The following is a 25,563-nucleotide window of genomic DNA, read 5'->3' on the forward strand; positions in this document are numbered from 1 at the left end:
GCGCGCCGATGGCAATCAGGTCATCCACGCCAGTCGGCGCCGGCTGTGGTGCAGGCGCCAGCCCATCAGCACCGCGGCGGCGGTCAGCCCCACGGTCAGTCCGATCCACATGCCGCGCGGGCCATAGCCCAGGCCCAGTCCCAGGCCAGCACCCAGGGGCATGCCAATGCCCCAGTAGGACACCGCCGCCAGCAGCATCGGCACGCGGGTGTCCTTGAGCCCGCGCAGCGCCCCGGCGGACATCACCTGCAGCCCATCGGGAAACTGGAACACCGCGGCCAGCACCAACAGGCTGCCGGCCAGGCCGGCGACCGCCAGATCGTCGGTATAGATGCCGGCGATCTGCTGGTGGAACAGCGCCAGGGCGATCGCGGCGACCGCCTGGGTGCCCAGCACGATGGTGTAGCCGGCCCGCACCGCGCGCAGCACCCCGGCCCCATCGCGGCGCCCCAGGGCGTGGCCTACGCGCACGGTGGTCGCCTCGGCCAAGCCCATCGGAACCATGAAGCAGATTGCCGAGATATTGATCGCGATCTGGTGCGCGGCCGCCGGCGTCGCCCCCAGCCGTGCGATCAACAGCGCGGTGGTGATGAACAGGCCGCCCTCCATCAGCACCGTCACCCCGATCGGCAAGCCGGTGCGCAGCAGGCCGGCGATCTGCGACCAGCGCGGCGGCTCCAGGTGCGCGAACAGTCCCAACGGCGCGAAGCGCCGCGACCTCGCCAGATAGGTGGCGAACAGCACGGCTTGGATCCACATCGTTACCGCCGAGGCGATGCCCAGCCCGCCTGCGCCCAGTTCCGGGAATCCGCCGACGCCGAACGCCAGCACATAGCCCACCGGCGCCAGCACGAACAGCCCGCCGAAGCCCAGCACCATCGTCGGCAACGTCCAGTGCATGCCTTCGCTGAGGTTGCGCATGCACAGGTACAGCGCCATCGCCGGCAGCCCCCAGCGGATGCCGTGCAGGAAGTCGCGCGCGCCCGGGACGATCTCAGGCGCGATGCCCATCGGCGCCAGCGCATACGGCGCCAGGCTCAGGAAAGCGAACATCGCCAGCCCCAGCCCGGCCGCCAGCCACAACGCCTGGCGGAACAGCGGTCCGATGCGGTCATGCTCGCCGGCGCCATCGTGGTGCGACACCGAGGCGGCCAGCGCCACCAGGGTGCCCATCGGTACCATCAGCGGTAGCCACATCAACGCCGTGCCGGTGGTCACCGCCGCCAGCGTGGCGGTGGCGTGGTGGCCGGCAATGATGTTGTCGACAAAGCCGACCAGGCCGGCCGAGACATGGCCGATGACGAGCGGCAAGGCGAGCCGGCCGGTGGTGCGCACTTCCTGCGCAAGGCCCGGCGTGGGCAAGGATTGGGCGGACATGAGAAAAACCAGACGCATCGGCTGCGATCGCGCGCGGGATGGGCGCTGGCATCGGGCCGGAAAGGACGGCTATCTTACCGCTCGCGGCGGCCCACTGATGCAATGGGGAAAGGCCACGCCTAGCCAACGCGCGTCTCTTGCGGGAATAACGAGGAAGTCCATGTCGATCAGCCACTGCGTGATGACGCAGCGCCGCGTGCGTGCCGGAGCAGCTCTTCGGGTTGCCGTATTTGGCGCTCGGACCACGCTCGCACCCCAGCCAACTGGACCAGGCAACCCGAGCTGTCGCCATTGCATCTGCAGCCCGCTGGAAAGGACCTGGGCATGAACACGCCGGCCGGCGACCATGCCGCTCCTGCCGCCTGTGACAACTGCGCCACGCCGTTGACCGGCGAGTATTGCTCCCACTGCGGCCAGCATGCGCACAACCCGCTGCGCAGCTTCGCCCACGCGATGGAGGACGTGCTCGAGTCGTTCTGGCACCTGGACGGACGCATCGTGCGCACCTTGCGCGACCTCCTGTTCCCGGGCCGGCTGGCGGTGCGCTTCCTGCGCGGGCATCGCGCGCCGTACGTGCCGCCGCTGCGTCTGTTCGTGGTGATGAGCGTGCTGACGTTCTTCGTGGCGCAGTACGCGTTCCACTGGGAAGGCGCGAACGTCTCGATGCCGGCGGTTGCCACGCTCGATCCCGCCGGGGCCAACCTGCCACCCAACCCAGGGGAGTTCGCCGAACAGACCACGGTGGCAGCGGTGGAGGCCGAGCGCGACGCCAAACTCGCCGACCTCGTCCAGGCCAACCGCCAGGTCGCCGGCGTGCCAGGCCTGGCACGGGTGACGCAGTTGGGCATGCGCAAGATCCGCATCGATGCGCAGGCCCGCATCCACCAGTTGGATCCGAACCAGCCGGCCACGCTCGCAGCGTCGACCGATGCTTCGAACGCAGCGCCCGACACGCCTGACGCGGACGACGACCTGCTGGGCCATTTCGATCCGGCCAGGAACCCGGTCCACATCGATGCCCTGCCCGGCTTCGCCAATCGCTGGATCAACAAGAAGCTGGCGCGCGCGCAGATCAACCTGCGCCGCTACAGCGATGATCCCGGCGAAGGCCTGCATGTGTTCATCGCCGCGATTCCCAGCGCGCTGTTCGTGCTGGTGCCGGTGTTCGCACTGTTGCTGAAAGTCTTCTACCTGGGCAGCGGCCGCGGCTACCTGGAGCACCTGGTCGTGGGCCTGTACAGCCACACCTACATGGTGCTGTCGCTGTTGGCCGTCTTCGTCCTGATGCTGCTCGACGGCGCGCTCCCGGCCAGCGCTGGCTGGATGTCGTGGATCCTCGCCACCCTGCGCGTATTGTTGCTGCTGTGGGTGCCGGTCTACCTGTGGCTCACGCAATACCGCGCCTATGGCGAACCCTGGTGGCTGACCACGATCAAGTACGTCGTGATCGGCAACCTGTATTTCGTGCTGGTCGGCGTGGCCACGCTCATGGTCGGCTTCAACAGCATGACGCACTGAGGCCTCAGCGCCTCAACCGCTCCTGCAACCAGCGGTCGCGGTCCTGCGCGGTGGTGGCGATCAGGTCCTGGCGCAGCGCGTCGCGCTCCTGGGGCGGGGTGCGCTGGGCCAGCACGGCCAGGTCCGCACGCTGCGGCGCGGTCATCTGGCGCAGTGCCGCCAACAGCGGCTGGCGTTCGGCCTCGGGCATGAAGGCCAGCAGCGGATGCAGCTTGGCGTAATCGGCGCCCAGGTCCGGTCCCAGCCGCCAGCCCGCCTGATCGGTCTGGTCGAGCGCGTCAAAGCGCGCCTGCATCGCCTGCCGCTGCGCCGGCGGCAGGGTGGACAGGATGGCGGCGGCCTGGCTCAGACGGGCGCGGGTCTGCGCGTCCAGCGCCATCCAGTCGGCGTAGGCGGCTCGCTGACGCGCACGCTCCAGGGGCGGCAATGCATCCCAGGCCACCATCCGGCGGGCGAACGCCGCGCGGCCGGCCTCGTCCAACGCGGCCAGGCGCGCGGCGCGCTGGGCCTGGAGGGCGCTCAGATTCGCCCCCTCGTCGCCAGCCTGCGCGACCAGGGTCATCGTCACCACCGCCAGTGCGCCGGCGATCAGGGCCAGCGCGCTACGGGGTCGCATCGTCGCGCTCCTGGGCGGTGCCGGCCATGGCCTCGGCGGCTTCACGCTGCCGGTCTTGCGGCGCGGCGGCGTACCAGGACAGCATCCCGCTCCGGCGCGCCAGCGCCAGGCCGTCCGGGTCCATCAACAGATCAAAATCCGGGTGCGAGAGCAGCACCTGCGGATCGTCGTAGTGGACACCGGCCTCGTCGTCTCCGGAAAGGGTATCGACCTGGACCTGGGCGGCGTCCTGCAAGCCCTGTTGGCCCCGGTCGCCGGACGGCGCGCCCGCAGTGGCAGGCGCGGCAAGACGACCTCCATGGGTGAACCACCAGCCCGCGGCCGCCAGGGCGCACAGGGCGACCAGTCCTCCCAGCACCCAGCCCCAGGGAAACGGGCGTGCATCGCCGCGCGCGCGCCGGGGACGCGCTGCCGGACGCGGACGCGTGGGCTGCCCGGGTGCGGGTGCGGGTGCCGGGGTCGCAGCCGGGGCCTGCGTCGGCGGGGCCGGGCGGGATGTCTGACCTTGCACCAAGGACTCGCGCAGACGCGACAGGTGCGCCAGCCGCTCTGGCGGAAGCGCCCGCAGGTGCTGCTGGATCGCCTCGGCCAGAGCGCGCCAGGCATCGGCATCGGGTTGGCCTTCCGCATCACGCGGACAGGCCCGGGCCAGCGCCTGACGATAGCCGGCCTGGTCCACGCCGAGCACCGCGCCGGCATCCTCTTCGTCCAGTCCTGCAACCAGGCGCAGCAGCAAGGCCAGGCGGTCGTCATCGGCCAGATCGGCCAGGTGATCCAGGGCGTCGGGCCAGCGCGCCTCCGGGTGCGCCTGGCGCAAAGGGGGTGCGGCGACCAGCAGCGACCAGAAGCCGCGTGGCCAGGCGGCCATCGGCTGCTCGCTGGCGTACTGGCGGAAGGCCCGCAGCGCGGCGGCCAGGGCGATCTCGCCGGTGTCGCGGCGGCCGCACTGGAGCTCGGCCAGGACCACGCCGCGTCGTTCGACCCCGCGCAGGAAGGCTGAGAGCGCGGCGGGGACGTCGTCGGTTGTGTTCAAGGGCAGGATCGGATCGGCAAGGCGGAATACGGGCGTCATGATAGGCGTGCCGACGCGGGTTGGGTTTGTCGACAAACGCCTTGACATTCGCCAAACATTCAAATTTCCCGGGATTCGACGGGGCTTGACTTCAAAGCGGTTGTGCACAGCAATCATTTTTCGTTCACCAAGCCCCGCGCAGGCGAGCACGGCGGCTCCCAAACCCCAGGGTTCCACGCACAACTTGTTGTTCTATATGGAAAAAACCGGCTTGGCGTTTTTTTCACCAATGTGACGGATGCCTAACGACCACGCGAATTTACGCGTGGAGCACCCACGCCATGCACAGGCTTATCCACAGCCGATGTGGATAAGGGGGTTTTCCCAATGGCGACCGGGGGTTGCGCGTGGTTTGTCAGTGAAATGTCAGCTTTCTGACGCAAACGCACATGGCCCGGCTCGGGCGCAAGCGGTGACCTACACTTGCCGCCGATGTCCGCCGCTCTCGTCCTCCGCATCGCGCTGCCCGTCCCCCTGCGGCAGGCCTTCGACTACCTGCCTCCCGACGGCCACGCGGCCGGTCCGGGCGACATCGGTTGCCGCGTGCGCGTCCCCTTCGGCCATCGCGAGCTGGTCGGGATCGTGGTCGCGGTCGCCCCCGCGGATCCCGCGGCAGGTGCCCTGCGCAGCGCCCTGCAGATCCTCGACGCAGACCCGCTGCTGGCCGGCGAACTGCGCCGCTCGCTGCAGTGGCTGGCCAGCTACACCCACGCCCCCCTGGGCGAGGTGCTGGCCACCGCCCTGCCCGGCCCCCTGCGCCACGGCGAGGCCCTGCCGACTCGCGAAGCCTGGCGCTGGCGCCTGACCGAAGCCGGCGTGACGGCCCGCGACCGCCTGCGCGCAGGCAGCAAACCGCGCCTGCTGGCCGAGGCCCTGGGCGGTGACGGCGTGGCCGAATGGCAGCTGGACGACCTGCACCCGGGCTGGCGCATCGCCGCACGCAGCCTGGCCCAGCGCGCGTTCGCCGAGCGCATCGCCGAGGCCCCGCGGGGGCACGCCCAGCCGGCCCAGCCTGGCCCGGCGCTCAACCCCGAGCAGCAGGCCGCGGTGGCGGCCATTCCGGCGCAGGGGTTCGCCCCGATCCTGCTCGAAGGGGTCACCGGCTCGGGCAAGACCGAGGTCTATCTGCAGGCCATCGCCGCCTGCCTGGCCTGCGGCCGCCAGGCCCTGGTCCTGGTGCCGGAAATCGGCCTCACGCCGCAGACCCTGGCCCGCTTTCGCGCACGCCTGGGTGTGGAGGTATATGCACTGCACTCCGGGCTGGCCGATGGCGAGCGCGCCCTGACCTGGGCCGCCTGTCTGCGCGGCGAGGCGCGGGTGGTGGTGGGCACTCGCTCGGCGGTGTTCGTACCGCTGCCCGAGGCCGGGCTGATCGTGATCGACGAGGAACACGACGGCAGCTACAAGCAGCTGGACGGCATCCGCTACCACGCACGCGATTTCGCCCTGGTGCGCGGCAAGGCCTTGGACATCCCCGTGGTGCTGGGCAGTGCCACGCCCTCCCTGGAGACGCTGCACAACGCCCAGGCCGGGCGCTACGCGCACCTGCGCCTGACCACGCGTGCCGGCGATGCCAAGGCCCCCAGCGTGCGCGTGATCGACGTGCGCAAGCGCCCGCTGGCGGCCGGACTCTCCCCCGAGACCCTGGGAGCGATCGCCGCCCAGCTGCAGGCCGGCGGCCAGGTGCTGGTGTTCAAGAACCGCCGCGGCTACGCGCCGGTGCTGCTGTGCCACGACTGCGGCTGGACCGCGCACTGTCATCGCTGCGACGCCCCGATGACCGTGCATGCGGCCGGCCGGCGTCTGCAGTGTCATCACTGCGGCCACCGCCAGGCGGCACCGCCGGCCTGTCCTGACTGCGGCGGGTTGGCGCTGCAGCCGCAGGGCGTGGGTACCGAGCGCCTGGAGGAACTGCTCGCCGACAGCTTCCCCCAGGTGCCGGTGCTACGCATCGACCGCTCCACCACTGCACGCAAGGACGCGCTGGAGCAAGCGTTCGCCACGCTGGGCGACGGGCCAGGCATCCTGGTCGGCACCCAGATCCTGGCCAAGGGCCACGACCTGCCGCTGCTGACCCTGGTGGTGGTGGTGGGCGTGGACGAAGGCCTGTTCTCGGCCGACTTCCGCGCGGGGGAGAAGCTGGCGCAGTTGCTGATCCAGGTCGCTGGCCGCGCCGGTCGCGCCGCGCGCCCCGGGCAGGTCTGGCTGCAGACCCACCATCCGGGCCATCCGCTGCTGGAAACCCTTCTGTCCGGCGGCTACCGCGCGCTGGCCGACGCCGAGCTGCTGGACCGCCAGGCGGCCGGGTTTCCGCCGTTCGCTCACCTGGCGATGTTCCGCGCCGAAGCAAAACAGGTCGAGCACGTGCAGGCGTTCCTGCGCGTGGCCCGCGCCGCGCTGGCCAGCGCCGACGCCAGCGTCGAGCTGCACGGCCCGATGCCGGCGCCCATGCCGCGCCGGGCGGGCTTCCAACGCATGCAATTGCTGCTGTCCACAGCGCAGCGCCCGCGCCTGCATGCGGCGCTGCAGGCGGCCCTGCCGGTGATCGACGCGCTACCCGAGGCGCGGCGCGTGCGCTGGTCGTTGGACGTAGACCCCACGGACTTGTACTGAATCCGCGGCGGACACGCCGATGAGGGGATCTCATCAAAAAGTCGAATTGACGTGACGGCTCGCGCGGGTGAGGCATGACAGAATCCTGGGTATCGCGCGACAGGCTGAGCACACGCCCGGCGCCGCCAATGCTTTTCCAACTGCAGCCCTCCCTCCCATGTCAGCTTCCACACACCATCTGGTCATTGTCGGCGGCGGTTTCGCCGGCCTGTGGGCCGCGCGCGCGCTCGACAACGCACCCGTGCGCATCACCCTGATCGACCGCCACAACCACCACCTGTTCCAGCCGCTGCTATACCAGGTCGCCACCGCCGGCTTGTCCGCGCCGGATATCGCCGCGCCGCTGCGCCACATCCTCAGCGCCCAGCGCAACATCGAGGTCCAACTGGGCGAGGTCACCCATGTCGTTCCCGAGGCGCGCACGGTGGAACTGTCCGATGGCACCGTGATCGGCTACGACACGCTGATCCTGGCCACCGGCGCGGGCCACGCGTATTTCGGCAATGACCAGTGGGCCGAGCACGCGCCCGGCCTGAAGACCCTGGACGATGCCCTGCGCCTGCGCCGCGAGATGCTGGTCGCCTTCGAGCGTGCCGAGGCGGAGACCGACCCGGTCAAGCGCGCGGCCTGGCTGCACTTCGCCATCGTCGGCGGTGGCCCGACCGGCGTTGAGCTGGCCGGCACCCTGGCCGAGATCGCGCGTCACACGCTGAAGGACGAGTTCCGCCACATCGACCCGCGCGATGCGCACGTGCGCCTGATCGAGGCCGGTCCGCGCGTGCTGCCCTCCTTCCCCGAGGACCTCACCGACAAGGCGCACGCGCAGCTGGAAAAGCTGGGCGTGGACGTCTGTACCGGCACGCCGGTCACGCACATCGACGAGCACGGCTACAAGCTCGGTGAGACGTTCTTCGCCGCGCGCACCGTGGTGTGGGCGGCGGGCGTGGCGGCCTCACCGCTGGCACGCTGCCTGGGCGTTCCGCTGGACCGGGCCGGCCGCGTGCTGGTGCAGCCGGACCTGAGCGTGCCGGGCTACCCGGACATCTTCGTCGGTGGCGACCTGGCAGCGATCCAGCAGGCCAACGGCAAGCCGGTGCCCGGCGTGGCGCCAGCCGCCAAGCAGATGGGCAAGCACATCGCCAAGACGCTGCGCCAGCGGCTGGCCGGCAAGCCCGCGACGCCGTTCAAGTACAGCGACTTCGGCAACCTGGCCACCATCGGCCGCATGGCCGCCATCGTGCACCTGGGTAGGTTCAAGCTGTCGGGCCCGCTGGCCTGGTGGTTCTGGCTGGCCGCCCACGTGTACTTCCTGATCGGCTTCCGCAACCGCTTCGTGGTCCTGGTCAACTGGGCCATGGCCTACATCAGTTACCAGCGCGCCGCGCGCATCATCTTCGGCAGCGCGCCGAAGGAAAAGGTGCCCGACGACCATGGCGCCCAGGATCCCGTCGCCGAACAGCGCCGCGCCGCAGGCTGACCCGGCCGGCCGTGTCGGGATCACGCAACCGCGCGCAGGGCAGCGCGTGCGCCTTTGTTCTCTTATGGCGGCCTCGGCCGCTCTCCATCGCCGCACCGCACCGACAAGGCATGGATCGGGCACTCCGGCACGTTCAGGGCCAGGATGCGCGAGACCAACAAAAAACCCCGCCTGAGCGGGGTTCTTGTACGTACTTTCCGGGCTGCCGGAATCAGGCCGCGAACAGCGCCTTCATCTTCTTGAGCGCGTTGGCCTCGATCTGGCGAATGCGCTCGGCGGAGACGCCGTACTCGTCTGCCAGTTCCTGCAGGGTGACCTTGTTGTCATCGTCCAGCCAGCGGCGGGCGACGATGTCGCGCGAACGCTGATCCAGGTTGGCCATGCCCTCGCGCAACAGTTCGAGCTGGCTGCCCTCGCTGTCGGCGCGCTCATAGGCCTGCGACGGATCTTCCTCACCCGCCACCAGGTAGTGGGCAGGCGACGGCGGCGCAGAGCGCTCCTCGTCCTCGTCGGCCGGAGCGTCGAAACCGATATCGCGACCGGACAGGCGCGACTCCATCTCGACCACTTCGCGCTCGGAGACGTTGAGGTCCTTGGCCACGGCGCTGACTTCGGCCGCGTTCATCCAGCCCAGGCGGGTCTTGGACTTGCGCAGGTTGAAGAACAGCTTGCGCTGGGCCTTGGTCGTGGCGACCTTGACGATGCGCCAGTTCTTGAGGATGAACTCGTGCATTTCGGCGCGGATCCAGTGCACCGCGAAGGACACCAGGCGCACGCCCATGTCCGGGTCGAAGCGCTTGACGGCCTTCATCAGGCCGATGTTGCCTTCCTGGATGAGGTCGCCCAGCTGCAGGCCGTAGCCGCTGTAGCCACGGGCCACGTGCACGACGAAGCGCAGATGCGAGTGCACCAGTTCACGGGCGGCATCGAGGTCGTTGTCGTCGCGGAAGCGGTGCGCCAGCTCCTGCTCCTCATCGACCGTGAGTACCGGGATCTGGTGCACGGCGCCGATGTAGGCGTCCAGCGAGCCAAGCGGGCTGGGAATCGGGAGGTTGTTGGCCACCATGGCGGTGGCTGCGGAGGTCTGGTTCATGGCAGCGATATTAGCAATGTGGAGGTTCGACTGCTAAGGCCTGGAATGGTTCCCTTCGTTCTACCAAAAGGACAATCTTCCTGGAATTTGTTGTATTGCATTCACTTTTGGAAATACGACGCAAGACCAATCCAAATTTCATTTCGAATCAATCATTTGGCCGATACGACCGGCTCCAGCGAGCTGCCTGACAATGACATGCGGGTCGTCAGTGCCGCGTTCAAGAGGCGAGCGCCTGGCGTTACATCCGACGAATGGTCGCGCCAGCCTCAACCACCGGTCTGTACGGATCAAGGCATCCGTCCCCGCGCTCCGCACCGGCAATCGCCGCCCTGTCGGACGCAGCGTCCCGCCGGGCACGGGACCGGCTGACGTCACGGCACCGGCGGCCTCGCTATCATGCGCGCCCACCTCTCGCGGCATGGTCGCAAGGCACCTGGAGCAGACATGAGCAAGCAACCTATCGGCGTGGTCGGCATGGCGGTCATGGGCCGCAACCTGGCCCTCAATATCGCCAGCCGAGGGCATAAGGTCTCCATCTACAACCGCAGCCGCGAGAAGACCGAGGAGGTCATGGCCGACAGCCCCGACGCCGGGCTGGTACCCACCTACACCCTGCAGGAATTCGTCGACTCGCTGGAAACCCCGCGCCGCATCCTGCTGATGGTCAAGGCCGGTGCCGGCACCGACGCGGTGATCGAGGAGCTGAAGCCGCTGCTGTCCAAGGGCGACGTGCTGATCGACGGCGGCAACACCTTCTTCCAGGACACCCGCCGCCGCAACCAGGAACTGGCCGACGCCGGCTTCCACTTCATCGGCACCGGCGTGTCCGGCGGCGAGGAAGGCGCGCTCAAGGGGCCATCGATCATGCCGGGCGGTCCCAAGGACGCCTATGAGCTGGTCGCGCCGATCCTGACCGAGATCGCGGCCAAGGCCGAGGACGGCACGCCGTGTGTGACCTACGTCGGTCCCGATGGCGCCGGCCACTACGTCAAGATGGTCCACAACGGCATCGAGTACGGCGACATGCAGCTGATCTCGGAGAGCTATGCGGTGCTCAAGCAGGCGCTGGGCCTGTCCAATGCCGAGCTGGCCGACATCTATACCCAGTGGAACGAAGGCGAGCTGGACAGCTACCTGATCGAGATCACCTCCAAGATCTTCCGCAAGCGCGATGACAGGACCGATGCCGACCTGGTCGACATGGTCCTGGACCGCGCCGCGCAGAAGGGCACCGGCAAGTGGACCAGCCAGAGCGCGCTGGACTTAGGCATTCCCCTGCCGCTGATCACCGAATCGGTGTTCGCCCGCATCGTGTCCTCGCTCAAGGACGAACGTGTGGCGGCGGCCAAGGTCCTGGCCGGACCGGACGCGCCTGCGTTCGACGGCGACAAGGCCGTCTTCATCGAAGCGGTGCGCAAGGCGCTGTACCTGAGCAAGATCGTGTCCTACGCGCAGGGCTTCGCGCAGATGCGCGCGGCCTCGGACGAGTACGACTGGAACCTGCAGTACGGCGAGATCGCCAAGATCTTCCGCGCCGGCTGCATCATCCGCGCGCGCTTCCTGCAGAAGATCACCGAGGCCTATGCCCGCGACGACAAGCTGGCCAACCTGCTGCTGGACCCGTACTTCCAGAAGATCGCCGCCGATTACCAGCGCGCCTTGCGCGAGGTGGTGGGCACCGCAGTGAAGCTGGGTATCGCCGTGCCCTGCTTCGCCTCGGCCATCGCCTACTACGACAGCTACCGCAGCGCGCGCCTGCCGGCCAACCTGCTGCAGGCCCAGCGGGACTTCTTCGGTGCGCACACCTTCGAGCGCACCGATGCCGAAGGCAGCTTCCACGCCGATTGGAACTGATCGCCTGGGCACCGGCCAAAGGTGTGATTCAAATCACATATTTGGCCGGTTCTGGCGCCCAATCACGTCTGGCGTGCGACCAATGTTGTGTTTCGGTCTGACGACATTTGCCTGAACATTGCATTCAGCAAATGTATTCACGCCGGAACCACGATGTCCCTGTTGCTTCGCTTATTGACCTCGCAGACGCGTCGACGCCGCCTGCGCCTGCTGCTGCTGGTCCTGGCCGCGCTGCCAGCGGCCTCGGTCCTGGCATCGCCCACGACGTTGAAGGTCATGACATTCAATGTCCGCACGCCGGTCGACACCGATGACAACCGCTGGGAGAACCGCCGCGATGTGATGGCCACGGTGCTGCGCACGCAGGCACCGGACGTGATCGGCACCCAGGAGTTGGTCAAGCGGCAGGCCGATGACCTGATCGCCCGCCTGCCGCAGTACGCCTGGTTCGGCCAAGGCCGACGCGGCGGAGAAGATGATGAGCACATGGGCGTGTTCTACCGCACCGATCGCCTGCGCGTGCTCCAGTCCGGCGATTTCTGGCTGTCCGATACCCCGCAGGTGCCGGGCAGCATCAGTTGGGGGCATCCGCTTCCGCGCATGGTCACCTGGGCACGCTTCCAGCGGATTGCCGACGGTGCGACGTTCACCCTCTACGACACCCATCTGCCCTATCGCGATGAGGACGAGGCCGCCCGCCTCAAGGGCGCGCGTTTGATCGCCGCGCGCCTGGAGGCGCTGCCAAAGGACGAACCGGTGATCCTGACCGGGGATTTCAACACCACGCCGGACAGCCAGGCCCATGCCGCGCTGATAGCCACGTTGCAGGATGCATGGACGGCTGCCCCGAAGCGAACGGGCCCGGAAGGAACCTTCCACGATTTCACCGGCACGCCAGGGCGTCGGATCGACTGGATCCTGTCACGTGGGCTGGAACTCCGCTCGGTCGAAGCGATCACCTTCCACCAGGGCGCGCGCTATCCTTCGGACCATTTCCCGGTCGTGGCGGTGTTCGACCTGAAGCGCCCGCCTGCTCAGGACCACTAGCGCAACACGACGATCACGATCCGGCGGCCCCGATTTTCCCGGCGCGCGCCTCAAGTTGAGTCGAGACTGGTCGCTATCCCGGTTCAAGACTCCGCTCCTTCGGCGGGCTTAACACGCATAAGGCAATGACGTCCCACGCAGTGAAGCGCCTGGTCAGGCTGTTCCTCGCGCTGCTGCTGCTCCAGGGGCTGGTGGCCTGTGCGCCCGCCTCGCGTCCGGAGGCCTACGTGGTCACCGGACATGCGGCCACAGACCAGGAAACGCCGCCCCAGTGCCGGCACCGGCACCGGCCGGACCGCACCCTGGTGACGCTGCAGCCCCCGCCGGGGGGATGGCCTGGTGTTCCCCAGGCGGTGGTGGTGATGAACGTGTTCCAGGGCGAAGTGGAGATCCGCCACGACACCCGTGAGCGTTGCGGCACCCTGCAGGACGCGCGCACCCTGGACTCACGCTTCATGTCGGGGATGGGCATGGTGCTGGTGCCGGCCAAGGGCGATCTGAGTCCGATCCAGGTCGAGTTCGACCCAAGCCCCCTGCCGCTGTGGCGGCCGCTGGTCCGGCTGGGCCAGCCGGCAACAGTGCAGCGGCAGGACACCTTCCGCTTCTCGATGCGCGTGGCCTCGGTGGCGGTGATGCTGGCCCTGGTCATGTCCTCGATGCTGACCTTCCTGAGCACGCGCGAGCGCGCGTTCCTGTCCTATGCGGTCAGCTCGGCACTGTTTGCGCTGTGGATGGCGCTGCTGTCCGGATTGTGGGCCTACCCGCGCCCCTGGCTGCCGCTCGGCGAGGCGTCCCTGCGCCTGGTGGTGGCCCTGCCCACGGCGCTGATCGGCATGACCGTGCGCATGCTCGTCCATCAGTCGGCGCCGGCGGCACTGGCCCGACCGCTGCGCCACGCGGCCAAGTGGCTGATGTGGCTGCTGTTCGCATTGGCAGCCACCGCACTGTTTTCCCCCGAAGCCTGGATCCCTTCCATGTCCATGCTGGACGAGGCGAGCTTCTACGCGCTTTGCCTGCTGCTGACGCTGCTCGCCTCATTCATCGTCTGGCGCGGGGAACGTGGCGGAATCACCACCGTGGCCTGCGTGGTGCCCTTCGTCCTGCTGGGCGTGTGGGAGTTGTGCGCGCCGCAGGCACTGGCGATCTGGAAGGTGGAGGCCATGATGCTGTGCGGGTGCTGGCTGGCCATCACCTCGAGCATGTCCCTGACCCTACGCATGGGCAGCCTGCGCCGGCAGCGCGACGAGATGCGCGCACTGGCCCAGACCGATGCACTGACCGGGCTGCATAACCGGCGTGCGGCCATGGAGACGCTTGCCGAGGCGGTCAACCAGGCCCAGCGCCAGGACCACGCGCTGACCGTGGGCTTCCTGGACATCGACCACTTCAAGTCGATCAACGACCGCTTCGGCCACGAGACCGGAGACCAGGTGCTGCAGCATTTCGCACGCGCGCTGCGCACGGTGTTTCGCGATCAGGACTACGTGGCGCGCATGGGCGGCGAGGAATTCCTGGTCTTGCTTCCGGGCGTCGAGCCCCGTCACGCGGCCCAACGCATCCAATCCCTGGCCCCGCTGCTCAGCGGCATCGCCGCGGCGCTGGATCGCAGCGATCTGCACGTCACCGTGAGTGCCGGGGTCGCCGCACGGCGGGCCGGCGAGACCGATGCGAGCGCCCTGCTGCAACGCGCCGACGCCGCCATGTACGCGGCCAAGCACGGTGGCCGCGACCGGGTCGAAGTCGCGCCCTAGCGCGGGTGATCAATGCGGAGCGGCCCGCGCCATTGCCGCGCGCGCCCGGGGTGCGGAGCGGAACGACGGGCCCTAGCCCAACCGGATTAGCATGCCCCCCAGCGCCGCCGCGCACACCAGGAACACGACCCAGCCGGCGAGGCGGCGCCAGCCCAGCGAGGGCGCGGGCGGCCTTGCGCGCGGGCGCGCCAGATGACGCGAGACCGGTCTCGCGTCGCGGGGCATGGGCCGCAACACATGCCCATGCAGGGCACGCGTCCGGTCCCGGTCGGAATCGCTGCTGTTGTAGGGGTCCGTCATGGACGTCGGCTCCGGTTCCGTGGATCGAGTGGCGAATCTAGCAGGCCCGCGCCGTGCCGGACATCAGCTGTCCAGCCGGTCGGCCAACGCATCGGTGGCGCGGACCAGCGCGTGGGTGATGGCCGGATCGAAGGCGCTGTGTCCGGCCAGCACCATCTCCAGGCGCGCCTCGGGCCACGCCGCCGCCAGGTCGCAGGCGGCCTTGGCCGGGCACAGCATGTCGTAACGCCCCTGCACGATCACCCCGGGCAGGTGGCGGATACGCCCGATGTCGCGCAGCAGCTGGTCCGGCGCCAGGAAGACATCGTGGCGGAAGTAATGCGCTTCGATCCGTGCGACCGCCAGGGCGGCGGCATCGGGCTCCGGCGCGGGAGGCACCAGCGGATCGTGCAGCAGGGTCGAGGCACCATCTTCCCAGGCGTTCCAGGCGCGCGCGGCGGCGAGGCGAACCTGCGGATCGTCGCTGTCCAGGCGGCGCCAGTACGCCTCGACCAGCGCGTCGCGCTCAGCTGGCGGGATATGCGCCACGTAACGCGCCCAGCCCTCGGGAAAGACCATCCGCGCCCCACCGTCGGCCCCGTTGAACCAGTGCAGTTCCTCGCGTCGCCCCAGAAAGACGCCGCGCACGATCAGCCCGGTCACTTGCGCCGGATGGGCCTGGGCATAGGCCAGGGCCAGCGTCGATCCCCACGAGCCACCGAACACCGCCCAACGCTCGATCCCGAGCAACAGACGGATCGCCTCGATATCGGACACCAGATGCGCGGTGGTGTTGTCCTCCACGTCCGCCGTCGGGGTGGAGCCGCCGCAGCCGCGCTGGTCGAACAGCACGATGCGCCAGCGCGCCGGGTCGAAGAAACAGCGATGCTCGGGGATCAGCCCACCGCCGGGACCGCCATGCAGGAACACCACCGGCAGGCCATCAGGCTGACCGCACTCTTCCACGTGGAGCGTGTGCCGCCCATCCACGGCCAGCCGGTGGGTGGCATAGGGCGTGATCGGAGGATAGAGCTTGCGCATGGCGGCATCGCAACCAACGGGGCGCTCCCTTTTACCACCCGGACGCGCCCCGACAAGAGGCAGCGGCCATGACATGAGCGCCGACCCCAACGCGCATCGCGTAACGGATGACGCGCGGAAACCTTCAGGTCACGCGAACGTGGTGCGAAGGTTTTGTATGCAGACGGGTTCGTGACCCGGGCGGACAGGTTGGCCGATGGCGACTCTGTAAGGTGGACATCGCAGCGCTCCCACAAGGAGAAACGCCATGAACCATCCCACTCCGCCCTGCTTCACGATCTATGGCCGCACGACCGACCGGCTCTATTTTGTCACCTCCGGTGACGACACCATCAGCGTGACCCCCGACGGTCAGGTCGAGGTCGGATACGCAGATCTCCTGTTGATGCGGTGCGCCCCGGTTTCGCATCTGGAAGACAACCCGCTCGCCCTGGCGGCCTGCCGCGCCGCTGTGGCCTTCGCCCGTACGCATGGTCTGGCCATCGACGCGGCGGACGCGTTCTACGAGTGAGATCCGCATGCCCGATATCGCAAGCACCGCGAACCACAGGCCACGCGCACAAGCATCGAGCGCCACCTTGGATCGATCGCATGCAGCGGGCGGTAGACCGCGGTCGCGCGATTCATTTCGTCACGCGGCACGACCGCTTCCTCACCCCGTCCTGCGCCCAACCTGACGCGGCCAAGCGCGCGGCGCGGATCACTTGCCCACGCCTTCCACACGGAACGGCAGATTGGCGTAGGCCGCATGGCCCTTGCCGTCGCCGACCTGGACGAACAGCCGGTAGTGACCGGGTGCTGTGGGCGCCTTGAAGCGCACCGATCCGCCGACGGTCTTGCCGAAGTTCATCGGCACCTGTGCCGGGATCGCCTCGGGGTCGCCGCCCACACTGGTCGCTTCGCTCTCGCGCAGTACGCGCCAGTGATAGTCCAGCGCATCGCCTTCCGGATCCTGCGCCGTCGCCTGCGCCCGGTGCGGACTGCCGGGTGCAAGCGTGATGCTGGCCAGCGCCTCCTGCCCGTCCACGGTCAAGGGCGCGATCGACGGGGCGCGGTTATCGGGCCAGCGACCGGTCCACAGGAACTGCATCGCGTCCACGCCGGGCGTGGACTGCCCATCAGGCAGAAACAAGCCGTACCAGGTCGGGGTGCGCTCCTGCTTGTGCCCCCACAGAAACACATAGGAGCCCAGTCCTTGCACCTGATCGCTGTCGATATAGCGGGTGTAACGCTCGCGCAGCAGGTCGGCCTTGCGCGTGGCGGTGTCCTCGATGGGCGCCTGCCAAGCGGTCAGCGGGCTCTCCCAGTGTCCGGTCGGCCCCCACTCGGTCACCACGTAGGGCCCGGTCCAGCCGCTGCTCACCAGCTTGTCGGGCAGGCTGACGATATCGCCGTAAAGCTGGATGCCGATCAGGTCCAGCTGTGGCGCACGTGACTTGATCGCATCGATCAGCGGCTTGTCGAAGCCCGCCAGGGTGGTCATCACCGGATGGTTGGGATCGATCCGATGGATCATGTCGGCCAGCTGGCCGACGGCGTTCCAGACCCGGGGGTCGGTCGACTCCAGGTTCAACTCGTTGCCCACCACCCACATCAGCACGGCGGGATGGTCCTTGTAGGCCAGGATCTCGGCCTGGATCCGCGCCTGCTGGGCCTGGACGGCCCGGGCATCGCCATAGTCGAAGCCATGGCGCTCGCGCGCGACCTCGATGCCGACCGCGACCATGAGCCCATTGCGCTGGGCGCGGTCGAGCATGGCCCGCATGGCCGCCGGATCGGATTCCACGCGCCAGGTGCGGAACGAATTGCCGCCCCGGGCGGCCAGGGCCTCCTGGTCGCCGCCTCCCGACAGACCCGCCCCCTTGATCCGGAACGTCTGATCGTTAACCAGCAACTGGTAGCTGCTGCCCTGGTGCGCGATCCGCACCCGTGCAGGCCCCTGGCTGGCCGCCGAGACCACTGGCGTCTGACCTTGGGCCAAGGCCGCCACCGCCAGCAGCATCGTCGCCAGCCCCCATCGCTTGAACATGCATCACTCCACGTGTGCGCACGCACCACCGGATCCGGTGGTGCGGTCTGTGTGGGGGGAAGGGGATCATGCCATGTCCGGCATGGGTTCACCTTGCGGGGACACCCAAGCTGGCAGGCTCGCCATTGGTCTCAGATCCCCCGCCATGCATCACCGCCCGGCTCCCAAGTTGCCGGCCGCCCTCGAACGGCGCCGGCTGGATGCGTTGTATCGCTACGACGTGCTGGATACGGCACCGGAAGCGGCGTTCGACGACATCACGCAGATCGCCGCGCTCTTCTGCGGCACCCCGATGGCGTTGATCAGCCTGGTCGAAGCCCATCGGCAGTGGTTCAAGTCCGCTTATGGGCTGAACGAACACGAGACGCCGATCGAAGGTTCCATCTGCGCGCATGCGTTGCTGCAGGACGCGCTGATGGTCGTACCCGATACCCATCGTGACGCGCGGTTCCGTGGCAGTCCGCTGGTGCTGGGCGCCCCCCACCTGCGCTTCTATGCGGGGGCCCAGCTGCGCACGCCCGACGGCCTGCCCCTGGGCACGGTGTGCGTGCTGGATACCAAGCCGGGCACGCTGACCGAGGCACAGGGCCAGATGCTGCGCGGGCTGGCACGTCAGGTCATGACCCAGTTGGAGCTCCGCCGCCTGCTGGCGACCAGTGAACGCACCAGCCAATACCGCGCCGGGCTGCTGGCATCGGCCGGGCATGATTTCCGCACGCCCATGACGACCGTCAACCTCGCGCTGGACATGGCCCACCGCGCTAGCGCGGAGCGGCTACCGCGCATCCTGGACATCGGCCGGGCGGCCCTGGCCAATGTGGAAAGCGGGCTGACGCGCATGCTGTCCAGCGCGAGTGGCCAGAACACCTTCGAGCTCAACGATCTGGCGCCCACCTCCATCGGCGAGGTGCTCGACCGGGTCAGCCAGGCGCATGACTGGACTGCAAGACGCCAGACCGTGCGCCTGACGGTCGTCGGAACCACGCAGATCGCACCCAGTGACGGGCGCCAGCTGGAGACCCTGCTGGGCAACCTGGTCGCCAATGCGATCAAGTACACGCCGGCCGGTGGCCGGGTGCTGGTGGGCTGCCGGCGCCGCGAAGGCGCGCTGGATATCGAGGTGGTGGACAACGGCCCGGGCATCGCCCCGGACAAGATCGCGCACATGTATGGCGCGTTCCGTCAGACCACGCGCAGTCGCGATGGGCTGGGGCTGGGGCTGTGGATCGTCCATCGCATCGCCACCGCCCTGGATATCGGCATCACGGTGCGCTCGCGCCCCGGGCGCGGCACGCGGTTCATCCTGCGCCTGCCCGGCGCCATGCGACCGGACGCCCCGCTGCCCGCCTGAGGGCTAGTCGACCGTCAGCACCACCTTGCCAAGGTGCTGGCCCGCTTCCAGATGCGCGTGCGCGGCGGCCGCCTGGTCCAGCGGGAAGGTCCGGTCCACGTGCGCGCGCACCTTGCCCTGGGCCAGCCAGGGCCACACCACCCGTTCGATCTCGGCGGCGAGCCGGGCCTTTTCATCGGCCGGGCGTGGCCGCAGCGTGGAGCCGGTCAACACGGCCTGCCGGCGCATCAGCTCGAACACCGGGACTTCCAGCGTGCCACCACCGAGCGCGGCGATGTAGACGATGCGGCCGCCGGGGTTGAGGACCGACAAGGTATCGGCGAACACGCTAGCGCCGACCATGTCCAAGGCGACATCGATGCCGCCGGCCTCCCGTGCGGCCTCTGCAAAACCGCCCGCGGAGGTATCCACCGCGATATCGGCGCCCAGCGCGCGCGCCTGGGCGGCCTTGTCGGCCCCACGCGCAGTGGCCAGGACCTGGGCGCCGGCGGCCTTGGCCATCTGGATCGCCATCACGCCGATGCCGGAGGTCGCGCCGTGCACCAGCAATCGTTCGCCGGCCTTGAGCAGGCCGTGTTCGAACACATTGGCGTACACGGTAAACATCGTTTCGGGCAGCGCCGCGGCCTGGACGAAGTCGTAGCCCTCCGGCAGCGGCAGCACCTGGCGCGCGTCGACCGCCACGTATTGCGCATAGCCGCCACCGGCGAGCAGGGCACAGACGCGATCACCGGCCTCCCAGCGGCCTGCGGGCACGACCACCTCGCCGGCGACTTCCAGGCCCAGCGTCTGCGGAGCGCCGGCCGGAGGTGGATAGTGGCCCTGACGCTGCAGCAGATCGGGACGGTTGATGCCGGCGGCGCGGACACGGATGAGGACCTCGCCCTGGCGCGTCTGCGGACGCGCCACCTGGACCGGATGCAGGGCCTGGGCGTCGGTCTGGCCGTCGGCAACGGCGATGGCGGTCATCAGGGTTTCGGACATGGACGGACTTCAGTGTCGGGAAGGGGGCATGCTAGGACCAGCCGGGTGAACCTGACGCATCGCCACCCCATCGCAGACGCGAACGGTGTCACGCCTGTCGTTCTTGACGGGCGCGTGATGCGGGTTCCCGGTTGTGGCCGGCGCGTGCCGCCGCGTATGGTCGTCCATCACTCGCGACCCGGAGGTGGGCGTGTCGCTGCTGCTGCCGTTGTTGTATCTGGCAGGCCACACGCTGGCCCTGGCCTTCTCATCGCATGCGCAGGCGGCCTCGTTCGGCTTTCTCACCGTGGCCCCGCTGATGGCGGGCGCGGCCTGCCTGTGGCGCAGCCGCCGCGACGAGGTGGCCCCGGCCTGGATCGCCCTGGCGGTGGCCCTGCTGCTGTGGGCCGGCGGCATGGCGGTGAACATGGTGCAGACGGTGTGGATGCACAACGCCGATGTCACGGCCGGTGTCAGCATCCTGCTCTACGTGCTCTATGGGGTGCCGTTGATCTTCGCCCTGTCCAGTCCGGCGCGCGAGCGCTGGCAGGTGCGTGCGATCGATCTGGTGCTGGCCCTGGTGCTGGGCGCGCTGTTCTTCGTCCACACGTTTTCCTTCTCCACCACGCGAACCACCAGCGCGGCCGGCCTGGACCAGCTGCTGCTGATGCTCGACATCGAGAATGGCCTCATCGCGGTGTTCTCGCTGATCCGTTACCTGGCCAGCCAGAGCCCGGCACGCCGGCAGTTCTATCGCACCCAGACCCTGTTCGCATGGGTGTATCTGGCCGTGGCCACCTACATCAACCATGGCGAGCCGGCCGACACGGACTTCGGCGGTTTCAGCGACCTGCTCATCGACCTGCCGTTCCTGCTGCTGACCGGTCTGTGCCTGCGTCCGCGCCGGACCGCGCCCCCGACCTGTGTCTCGCCGGCCCTGTCCCTGCTGGTCCAGGCATGCTGCCCCTTGCTGCTGCCGATGAGCCTGCTGGTCATGTCCGCCCTGCTGTCCAGCACGCATCTGTCGCTGGCCATCGCCGGCTTTGCCATCGCCACGCTGGGCTACGGCGTGCGCAGCGTGCTGATCCAGTTGCGCACCCAGGTCGAACGCGATCAGCTCGACGCCCTGGCCCGGGTGGATACGCTCACCGGCCTGGCCAACCGGCGCCAGTTCGACGACGTGCTGCAGCGCGAATGGCAGCGTGCGCGTCGTACCGGCGAGCCGCTTTCCCTGCTGATGATCGACGTGGATCACTTCAAGCGACTCAACGACGCCTTCGGCCACCAGACCGGCGATGTCCGCCTGCGTGCAGTGGCCGGCGCACTGGCCGCCGGCAGCCCCCGGGCGCTGGACCTGGTGGCCCGCTACGGGGGCGAGGAGTTCGCGGTGATCCTGCCCGCCACCGACGCCCCGGCCGCCCTGGCACTGGCCGAACACATGCGTGCGGCCGTGCTGGATCTGCAGCTGCCGGCGGCCGCACCGCAGCCCTGGGTGACCGTGAGCATCGGCGTGGGCACCGCCGCATCGGCCCGCCAGGACAGTCCCGATGCCCTGCTCGCACAGACCGACGCGGCGCTGTACGAGGCCAAGAGCGCCGGGCGCAACTGCGTCATCGCCCGCCCCCTGGCCAGCGACTGAGCGCGTCTCACCGGCCCCCTGTCGCCGCTTGATCTTGCTGGCTGCGCACGTAGGTCATCACGTTGAGGAAGGTGTCCACCCAGTACACGTCGCGATGCGCGGCCAGGTACGCCAGCAGCTCGGCATGTGCCTGGCTGGAGGTGGTCAGGTAATCGCCGCCCACGCCGTGGAAGGTGAAGTTGATCATCGTGCCGCGTCGCGCCGCCTCTTCCACCTGGGCGATCAGCTGTGCGCCACTCAACCCCACCGGCGCCTCGACCGGCACTGCCAGCGGATCCAGCGTGTCCATGTCGGGAATCACCCCCCCCTCCCCGACCTTGATGCCGACGAACTGGTCGCGCACCAGCGGCAGGTAATCGCCATCGCGTGCCTGGTGATCACCGCAGGGCACGGTCAGCGTGCGCCGGGTCTTGCCGTCGATGGCATGAAGCATGGTGTTGGCCAGCACCACCTGATCGGCCATCTGTGCCTTGGTGGTGGTGTCCAGGTTGCGCTGCGGCTCGACCCAGGCGCGGTCCGGCAGCGAGGCCTGGCACTGGTGGAACAGGGTGTGGTTGCCCAGCTCGTGGCCTTCGGCCGCCGCCGCCCGCCATTCCGGCAGGCGCTTGAGGACCGGCTCGCGCGAGAGCTGCAGGTAGAAGCTGCCCTTGAAGCCATACCGGTCCAGCGCGGGGATGGCGTGGTCCAACTGCGAATCCAGCGCATCGTCGTAGGCCAGGCTGACCGCGGCGCGCTTGCCCTCCGGCCAGGCGAACGGCTCAGACGCCGCGCATGCGATCGGCACGGTCGTCAGCAGCGCCCAGGCCAGGCAGACGCCGGCCATCCCAACCCATCGCTTGCGCATCGGTCATCCTCGCGGTCCGGAAGGCCTGCAGCCTAGCGGACCGGCCACACGCTGCCATCAGGCGGCGCAACAACGCCGACTCACTGGGCGGCGCGGCTGCAGGTGAAAAAGCCATTGAGCGTCAGCCGCCCCTGGGCGAGATCCTCGCTCAGCAGCGCGGGATGATCGATATGGCCGCTGTGGAAGACGCTGGCATCGTAGAAGATCAAGCGGTTGAAACGTGCCGGCACGGTGGCCAGTCGCTGGAAATACGCGTTCGATCTGGTCATGTACGCCTGCGCGATGCCGTACTGGCGCTCGAAGGCCTCAGGATCCAGACGACCGGTGTCGGCCATCAGCCGGGCCACCTCGGCCGGCGCACGCGTGGGGGCGAAGAAGCTGGTCCCGCCCAGGCGTGGATCCTCGAACAGGTACAGCACCGAGGCGGCGACCAGTTCGTGGCCCCGCACCCGATCACCGCCCTGTACCAGAAGCCGGTCCTGGTGACAGATCGACTGGCCTGGCTGCAGCTGATCCGGGCGCAGGGTCACCATCGACAACCGGCTGTACATGGCCAGCGTGCGGCGCGCGCCCAGCGCGGCGCGCGCGTGCAGGCGGAAGGCGTCATCCAGCTGCGCGGAGAACGCATCGGGCATGCGCAGCTCGCGTCCGGGATAGGCATTGTGCGCCGGCCAGCTGAAGGCCTCCCGATGCGACAGCGCGTAGGCACGCAGGCCCTCGGGATCGAGCAGGGCATCGTCGAGCACCACGACCGGCGCGCGACCGGGGAGCGCGATCTGTTGAATTTTCGGATGCGGATTGAACATGGCCCGCATCCTCCCACACCTGATCCGGGCCAGGCAGACCAACCGGACCGCGTAACATGTCCGATTGCCGCACACGCGGCGTCCGACACGAGCAACACCATGATCACCAACGATGTCCTGCGCAGCGTGCGCTACATGCTCGACCTGAGCGAACCGCGCCTGATCGAGATCGCACAGCTGGCCGACCCGGCCTTCACTGTGGACCGCGGCGACGTGCAGGCCGCGCTCAAGCGCGAGGACGAAGACGGCTATGCCCCGTGCAGCGATGCGCTGCTGGCCCACGTACTGGATGGCCTGATCGTCCATTGCCGGGGTCGTGATGAGAGCCTGCCGCTGCGCCCGGTCGAAACCCGCGTCACCAACAACATCGTGCTCAAGAAGCTGCGCGTGGCCTTCCAGCTCAAGGACGTGGACATGCACGCGGTGTTCGCCAGCGCCGGCTTTCCGGTCTCCAAGCCGGAGCTGTCGGCGCTGTTCCGCCAGCCGGACCACAAGAACTACCGTCCCTGCGGCGACCAGTTGCTGCGCGCCTTCCTCAAGGGACTGACCACGCGCCTGCGCGGCGCGTGAGCAGGCCTGCCCCGCCTGGTGGCGTCCCCACCGGGCAGGGCCGGCGCGCGCAGCGGCTCTACGGGATCAAGCGCGCGGCACGCAGCTGGGCGAACAGATCGAAGAACGCGTCGTCGCTGGGCTGGTAATCCAGGAAGCCCAGGCGTCGGCTCTTGGCCATGTCGGTCACCACTTCCAGCGGCCGGCCCAGGTCGGCATCGGTATGCCAGGGTGAGACCAGGCGGCTGATGTCGGCCTCGGCCAGGTCGTGGGCGGCGGCCAGCTCGGCCCAGCGCGGCGCGTCATCGGCCATCTGCTGCTCCAGCGGCCTGACCTGCCCGTCGAACGGCGCCGGCTCGAGCTCGAACCATTGCGCGATACGCGACCACATCCAGCTCCAGCGGAACACATCGCCATTGACGATGTTGAAGGCCTGGTCGGCCGCGGCCGGGGTCTGGGTGGCCCACAGCAGCTGGCGGGCCAGCTGGCGCGCATCGGTCATGTCGGTCAGCCCGTTCCACTGCGCGGCCGAGCCGGGGAAGTAGAACGGTCGGCCGCTGGCCTTGCACAGCGAGGCATACACCGCCAGCGTGGTGCCCATGTTCATCGCATTGCCCACGGCCATGCCGATCACAGTGTGCGGCCGGTGTACGCTCCAGTGGAAGCCATCGCGCGCGGCGGCGGCGAAGACCTCGTCTTCCTGCGCGTAGTAGAAGTTCTCCACGTCCAGGCGCGGCTGTTCCTCGCGGAACGGCGTGGCCGGCATGCGGCCCTGCGCATAGGCCTCGAACGGCCCCAGGTAATGCTTGAGCCCGGTCACCAGGGCGACATGGCGCAGGCTGCCTTGCGGCCCCAGCGCGTCGAGCAGGTGCCGCACCATGGCGCTGTTGACGCGGATGTTCTCGGCCTCGTTGGCCTGCCGCGACCAGGTGGTGATGAACACATGGCTGGGCGCCAGGTCCGCCAGCGCCACGCGCGTGGCGGCCGCGTCGGTCAGGTCGGCCGAGATGGGCTGCACGCCGGCCACCAGCGCCTGCGGGCGCCGGGCCAGGCCGTGCACGTCCCAGCCGGCCTCCAGCAAGGTCCGGGTCAGGGTGCTGCCGATGATGCCGGTCGCACCGACCACCAATGCACGTTGGGTCACACGCTGCTCCTTATGCTCTACGTCAGGGCGGGTACCTTAGGCAGGCACGCCCGCGTGTGGAAGAAGGCACCAAATGGTCACCCCCTCATGAAACCCGGCAGTCCCGAAGAACAGTGGCGCGAGGACTGCGCGCCACGCCGCGTGCTGGAACTGTTCAGCACCAAGTGGACCTCGATGGTCCTGCACACGCTGTGGGCACGCCACGATGGCTGCGCGCGCAGCGCGGCCCTGCACCGCAGCCTGCCGGCGATCTCGCAGAAGATGCTGACCCAGACCCTGCGCGAGATGGAGCATGCCGGCATCGTCACCCGCACCGTGCATCCCACCGTGCCGCCGGCGGTGGAGTACGCGCTGACGCCGCTGGGCACGCGTTTGGTCGAGCCGATCGAACTGATCTACGACTGGGCGCGGAGCAACAGCGAAGCCCTGGACGCGCTGCAGCCGCGCCCGACCTCGCGCCGCCGCGGCGGGGCTTGAGCGCAGCGGCGCAGGACTAT

The 25,563-nt window shown here is 68.8% G+C and carries 21 protein-coding genes; 11 read left to right on the plus strand and 10 right to left on the minus strand.

The genetic code is table 11. From position 1 onward, the window contains the following. Positions 1-15 precede the first annotated feature (15 nt). Positions 16-1,377, minus strand: coding sequence for an MATE family efflux transporter (locus ACORQU_RS03295; RefSeq protein WP_491643419.1), 1,362 nt, complete (start codon positions 1,375-1,377; stop codon positions 16-18). A 324-nt stretch (positions 1,378-1,701) separates the two neighbouring features. Here ACORQU_RS03295 and ACORQU_RS03300 point away from each other — a divergent pair, with 324 nt between their 5' ends. Beyond that, positions 1,702-2,895 carry a DUF3667 domain-containing protein gene (locus ACORQU_RS03300; protein WP_491643420.1) on the plus strand — a complete coding sequence of 398 codons (1,194 nt, stop codon included), beginning with the start codon at positions 1,702-1,704 and terminating at the stop codon, positions 2,893-2,895. Between the two features lie 4 nt (positions 2,896-2,899). Here ACORQU_RS03300 and ACORQU_RS03305 read toward each other — a convergent pair whose 3' ends face one another. Both ACORQU_RS03305 and ACORQU_RS03310 read right to left on the minus strand, forming a co-directional pair. Then, a complete protein-coding gene (locus tag ACORQU_RS03305; RefSeq protein WP_491643422.1) occupies positions 2,900-3,511 on the minus strand; it encodes a DUF3106 domain-containing protein in 612 nt (203 codons plus the stop codon). Then, entirely contained in the window at positions 3,498-4,583 is a 1,086-nt protein-coding gene (locus ACORQU_RS03310; protein ID WP_491643424.1) for a hypothetical protein, read from the minus strand. Before ACORQU_RS03310 ends, ACORQU_RS03305 begins: the two co-directional genes overlap by 14 nt. 432 nt (positions 4,584-5,015) lie before the next feature. Here ACORQU_RS03310 and ACORQU_RS03315 point away from each other — a divergent pair, with 432 nt between their 5' ends. Continuing rightward, positions 5,016-7,196: a primosomal protein N' gene (locus ACORQU_RS03315; RefSeq protein WP_491643426.1), complete on the plus strand. Its 2,181-nt coding sequence runs from the start codon at positions 5,016-5,018 to the stop codon at positions 7,194-7,196. 157 nt (positions 7,197-7,353) lie between these two features. Next, positions 7,354-8,673, plus strand: a complete 1,320-nt coding sequence (locus ACORQU_RS03320; RefSeq protein WP_491643428.1) for an NAD(P)/FAD-dependent oxidoreductase — start codon at positions 7,354-7,356, stop codon at positions 8,671-8,673. Positions 8,674-8,884: 211 nt separating this feature from the next. On the opposite strand, the gene rpoH is transcribed toward ACORQU_RS03320, so the two are convergent. Continuing rightward, entirely contained in the window at positions 8,885-9,766 is an 882-nt protein-coding gene (gene rpoH / locus ACORQU_RS03325; RefSeq protein ID WP_271646956.1) for an RNA polymerase sigma factor RpoH, read from the minus strand. A 447-nt stretch (positions 9,767-10,213) separates the two neighbouring features. Between rpoH and gnd the strand changes: the two genes are divergently transcribed. The 3 genes from gnd to ACORQU_RS03340 all read left to right on the plus strand — a co-directional run bounded on the left by gnd (position 10,214) and on the right by ACORQU_RS03340 (position 14,421). After that, positions 10,214-11,623: an NADP-dependent phosphogluconate dehydrogenase gene (gene gnd, locus ACORQU_RS03330; protein ID WP_491643430.1), complete on the plus strand. Its 1,410-nt coding sequence runs from the start codon at positions 10,214-10,216 to the stop codon at positions 11,621-11,623. 153 nt (positions 11,624-11,776) lie between these two features. Further along, positions 11,777-12,670, plus strand: a complete 894-nt coding sequence (locus ACORQU_RS03335; RefSeq protein ID WP_491643432.1) for an endonuclease/exonuclease/phosphatase family protein — start codon at positions 11,777-11,779, stop codon at positions 12,668-12,670. 125 nt (positions 12,671-12,795) lie between these two features. Continuing rightward, entirely contained in the window at positions 12,796-14,421 is a 1,626-nt protein-coding gene (locus ACORQU_RS03340) for a sensor domain-containing diguanylate cyclase (RefSeq protein WP_491643434.1), read from the plus strand. A gap of 363 nt (positions 14,422-14,784) precedes the next feature. Here the strand turns inward: ACORQU_RS03340 and pip are convergent, their stop codons facing one another. Then, a complete protein-coding gene (pip, locus tag ACORQU_RS03345) occupies positions 14,785-15,741 on the minus strand; it encodes a prolyl aminopeptidase (RefSeq protein WP_491643436.1) in 957 nt (318 codons plus the stop codon). A 247-nt stretch (positions 15,742-15,988) separates the two neighbouring features. Between pip and ACORQU_RS03350 the strand changes: the two genes are divergently transcribed. Beyond that, positions 15,989-16,252 (plus strand): hypothetical protein, encoded by a 264-nt coding sequence (locus ACORQU_RS03350; RefSeq protein WP_491643438.1) that lies wholly within the window; start codon positions 15,989-15,991, stop codon positions 16,250-16,252. Positions 16,253-16,441: 189 nt separating this feature from the next. Here the strand turns inward: ACORQU_RS03350 and ACORQU_RS03355 are convergent, their stop codons facing one another. Further along, positions 16,442-17,770, minus strand: coding sequence for a glycoside hydrolase family 2 TIM barrel-domain containing protein (locus ACORQU_RS03355; protein ID WP_491643440.1), 1,329 nt, complete (start codon positions 17,768-17,770; stop codon positions 16,442-16,444). Between the two features lie 145 nt (positions 17,771-17,915). Here ACORQU_RS03355 and ACORQU_RS03360 point away from each other — a divergent pair, with 145 nt between their 5' ends. Beyond that, the gene (locus ACORQU_RS03360; RefSeq protein ID WP_491643442.1) at positions 17,916-19,121 is read left to right on the plus strand and encodes a sensor histidine kinase; all 1,206 of its coding nucleotides are present in this window, start codon (positions 17,916-17,918) and stop codon (positions 19,119-19,121) included. A gap of 3 nt (positions 19,122-19,124) precedes the next feature. On the opposite strand, the gene ACORQU_RS03365 is transcribed toward ACORQU_RS03360, so the two are convergent. After that, complete coding sequence (locus ACORQU_RS03365) at positions 19,125-20,105, minus strand: NAD(P)H-quinone oxidoreductase (protein WP_491643444.1); 981 nt, start codon at positions 20,103-20,105, stop codon at positions 19,125-19,127. 190 nt (positions 20,106-20,295) lie between these two features. On the opposite strand from ACORQU_RS03365, the gene ACORQU_RS03370 reads away from it, so the two are divergent. Then, positions 20,296-21,723: a GGDEF domain-containing protein gene (locus ACORQU_RS03370; RefSeq protein WP_491643446.1), complete on the plus strand. Its 1,428-nt coding sequence runs from the start codon at positions 20,296-20,298 to the stop codon at positions 21,721-21,723. A gap of 7 nt (positions 21,724-21,730) precedes the next feature. On the opposite strand, the gene ACORQU_RS03375 is transcribed toward ACORQU_RS03370, so the two are convergent. Together ACORQU_RS03375 and ACORQU_RS03380 are read right to left on the minus strand one after the other, a co-directional pair. After that, positions 21,731-22,567: a polysaccharide deacetylase family protein gene (locus ACORQU_RS03375; protein ID WP_491643448.1), complete on the minus strand. Its 837-nt coding sequence runs from the start codon at positions 22,565-22,567 to the stop codon at positions 21,731-21,733. A gap of 80 nt (positions 22,568-22,647) precedes the next feature. Further along, positions 22,648-23,373, minus strand: a complete 726-nt coding sequence (locus tag ACORQU_RS03380) for a DUF6445 family protein (protein WP_491643450.1) — start codon at positions 23,371-23,373, stop codon at positions 22,648-22,650. Positions 23,374-23,472: 99 nt separating this feature from the next. Here ACORQU_RS03380 and ACORQU_RS03385 point away from each other — a divergent pair, with 99 nt between their 5' ends. Then, a complete protein-coding gene (locus tag ACORQU_RS03385; protein WP_491643452.1) occupies positions 23,473-23,943 on the plus strand; it encodes a YehS family protein in 471 nt (156 codons plus the stop codon). 58 nt (positions 23,944-24,001) lie between these two features. Here the strand turns inward: ACORQU_RS03385 and ACORQU_RS03390 are convergent, their stop codons facing one another. Beyond that, the gene (locus tag ACORQU_RS03390) at positions 24,002-25,066 is read right to left on the minus strand and encodes an SDR family oxidoreductase (protein ID WP_491643454.1); all 1,065 of its coding nucleotides are present in this window, start codon (positions 25,064-25,066) and stop codon (positions 24,002-24,004) included. Between the two features lie 87 nt (positions 25,067-25,153). On the opposite strand from ACORQU_RS03390, the gene ACORQU_RS03395 reads away from it, so the two are divergent. Beyond that, positions 25,154-25,543, plus strand: coding sequence for a winged helix-turn-helix transcriptional regulator (locus tag ACORQU_RS03395; RefSeq protein WP_491643456.1), 390 nt, complete (start codon positions 25,154-25,156; stop codon positions 25,541-25,543). Positions 25,544-25,563: the final 20 nt, after the last annotated feature.

Source organism: Pseudoxanthomonas sp. JC1303, assembly GCF_058448525.1.